The 2,560-nt window shown below is 48.7% G+C and carries 2 protein-coding genes; both read right to left on the bottom strand.

Features of this window, described 5'->3' with window-relative positions:
• The coding region (locus tag J4G02_19980; protein ID MCE2396808.1) for a DUF2961 domain-containing protein at window positions 1-585 on the bottom strand (585 nt) is incomplete at its 3' end.
• A gap of 211 nt (window positions 586-796) precedes the next feature.
• Window positions 797-2,560 (bottom strand): PD-(D/E)XK nuclease family protein (locus J4G02_19985; GenBank protein ID MCE2396809.1); only part of this gene is annotated, 1,764 nt, incomplete at its 5' end.

Below are 2,560 nucleotides of genomic sequence, written 5' to 3' on the forward strand. Positions count from 1 at the left end.
TGCGTTGACAATGTTTGCCTCCGGCGTGTTGACCCGGATCTCGTGTCCCCACCCATCGCACGGATTTTCTCGACGAAATTGTGTGTGGAAGTAAGCCACATCATCGTCGAGGGATTGCTTGTAAAGCTCGTAGTCAATGTAGAAGTATTGACGGTGCATCTCGTCGCCTTCGTTGACAAGTTCGATCCGTGCTGATTTGTTAAATGGCATCTGCACGTAGCAATTTAGCGCACAACCGGTGTTGAACTGATTGTTACCCGCGGTTGATGCCGAGAACAGCAGTGAATCGTAGGAATTTACGATTTCGTTGCCCAATCCGAAGAAGTCGCCGAGGGGACACAGGACGCTGGGATGTTCCTCATCATCCCAAAATGCTCGCAGGAGGACATTCCGGTAGCCGTCGCGTTGCGTCATCCAGATATGGTTGATGCAACCGGGTCCCTTGATATCAGCGAGGACGCGTGTCTCGTTAGGTTCAATATTCCAAGCATCGTTATTTCTGCCAGTTGTGTCCCACGACGAGGCGCGTAGAGAGTGCGCTTTTTTCACACGGGTCAACGAAGATAAAAGTCCTTCAACATACATAAGATGATTTTGCTCCTTACCTCAACTCAAGCTGCTTCTTAAAGTCGAGTGCAATAGTGATATAGTATTTCGATAATTCGCAAAGCTTCAGAACTATATGGTATCAAAAATTACTTAACACTGCAATTACGTTTCACGCATCACGTTTCACATAATTATAGCATATCCGCCGCTACTCATCTATCTATAGCGATCAAGAGACGCATGTCTATCAAGCCTGCATCTCTTCCGCAATCACACCCACACGGCAGATCTGTTTGAACGAACAGTAGCGGCATACCTTTGTCCTATCGTGGGAAGTCAGTTGAAAATCCCCGTCCGCAATCGAACGGACGTACTGATTCGCATGTTCGACCGCTACATCAACAATGCTCCCAATCACATCGGAATCCGCATCAGTATCCACGTCCACGATTTGATACCTTGAATTGGGTAGTAACTGACCGCTCCGAGATGAAACTTGAAACGCTCTTCCGTTATAATCTCTATCCCCAATGCCGAGTTCCACCCCACTCTCTTCCTGCAAGACATAGTAGATGCCTCCTACCCCCTGAATCGGTTCAAAATCTTCCTCGAAACCTTGAATCGGGGCTGACTGTTGCCTCAATAACTGCTCTACGACAGCAACGTAGAGGGGCAATTGGAGGCTACGTCCCTCAAGGATGTCGTTCAACTTGGGTGTGGTGCTACCGGTTTTGTAGTCTCCGATGACGAACATCCCATTTCCCAACTCGACGCGGTCAATTCTCCCTGATAAGGCGACTTCTCCAACCGTTATCGCCTCCGTGCTGCCGAGTTGTGGATCGGTTGGCTCTGATCTGACACTGGGTCCAAACTCAACTTCAAAATAACGGGGTTGTACCTCAAGATTTCGTTCTCGTTCCGCTTCAAGGAATGCGGGTAAGACGCCGGTCCTGCCGTGACCGCCGATCAGCCTTTCCACCTCAATATCCCAAAACAGTTTCTCCGCCCGGTTGAGATGGCGTCTAGCCTCCTCCTCATTTAGATGATTTCGTGCGATTCGCTGGAGATCTTCGACTGCCTCCTCAAAATCCGCGTTCTCACAGCCAGAAATTGGCAATGCCTCACGACGGCGATCGTAAAACTCAAACAAAATTTTGTGCGCCAAGCTTCCCTTCTCCATGTTCGTTAAACCCGTTTCCTCCTCCTCAGTTGGGGTGAGATTCAATACCCGATCGGAGAAATATCGGAATGGACACTCGCCATAGGTTTCTAATTGGCTTACCGAATAGGTCCATTCACGTCGTTTTTCAAGCGCGCGACGACTTGACTCGGACAGTATTGGGTGGAGGCAGCCCTCGTACTCTCGGTCATCATGCGTGACAGTGCGGCTCTTTTCCACACGGACGTTGTGCTTAATCAAAGGAAGTGTCGGCAGCATCGTCGGAGGGATAGTCGGTTCCTTCAGTCCCTCGGTTTCTGAATGTTCCCAAACATACGTACCATAATTTTTTAGGAAATTCTCTGTACTAAAAAGGGTTTCGTCATCGTCCTTGGCGGTTTTAATATCAGCGATGCGCTCCAGCTCATCAATAAATGCGGAGCGCACCAACTCAACATCGCCATCATGTTGTGGACTCAGCAAGTATAGTTGTCCGCGATAAAGGGTGAGAGCTTGATAAAAAAGGAAGCGATCTTCGCACAGCTGATCCGATTCCGTGCCCCTTCGGCTAGAGGGCAAAAAGGGATCAGAACGAAAAACCGAGGGGAATTCGCCATCAATTAAGCCTCCTAAGATGACGGTATCAAAAGATAACCCCTTCGTCTGGTCAAGCGGCAGGATACGAACGCCATTATCATTTGGATTTCCCCACTGATAGGTAGATTCTGAAGTCATTAATTTGAGTCGGCTGATATAACTCTCGAACGAGTGAGGCAGTTCAGTCCCATAATCTGTCATCAAGAACTCAACCAGTTCATCAATGAGCCTGCGGAATTCGAGATAGGCGTTCAT

Source organism: Candidatus Poribacteria bacterium (assembly GCA_021295755.1).
Classification (GTDB): Bacteria; Poribacteria; WGA-4E; order WGA-4E; family PCPOR2b; genus PCPOR2b.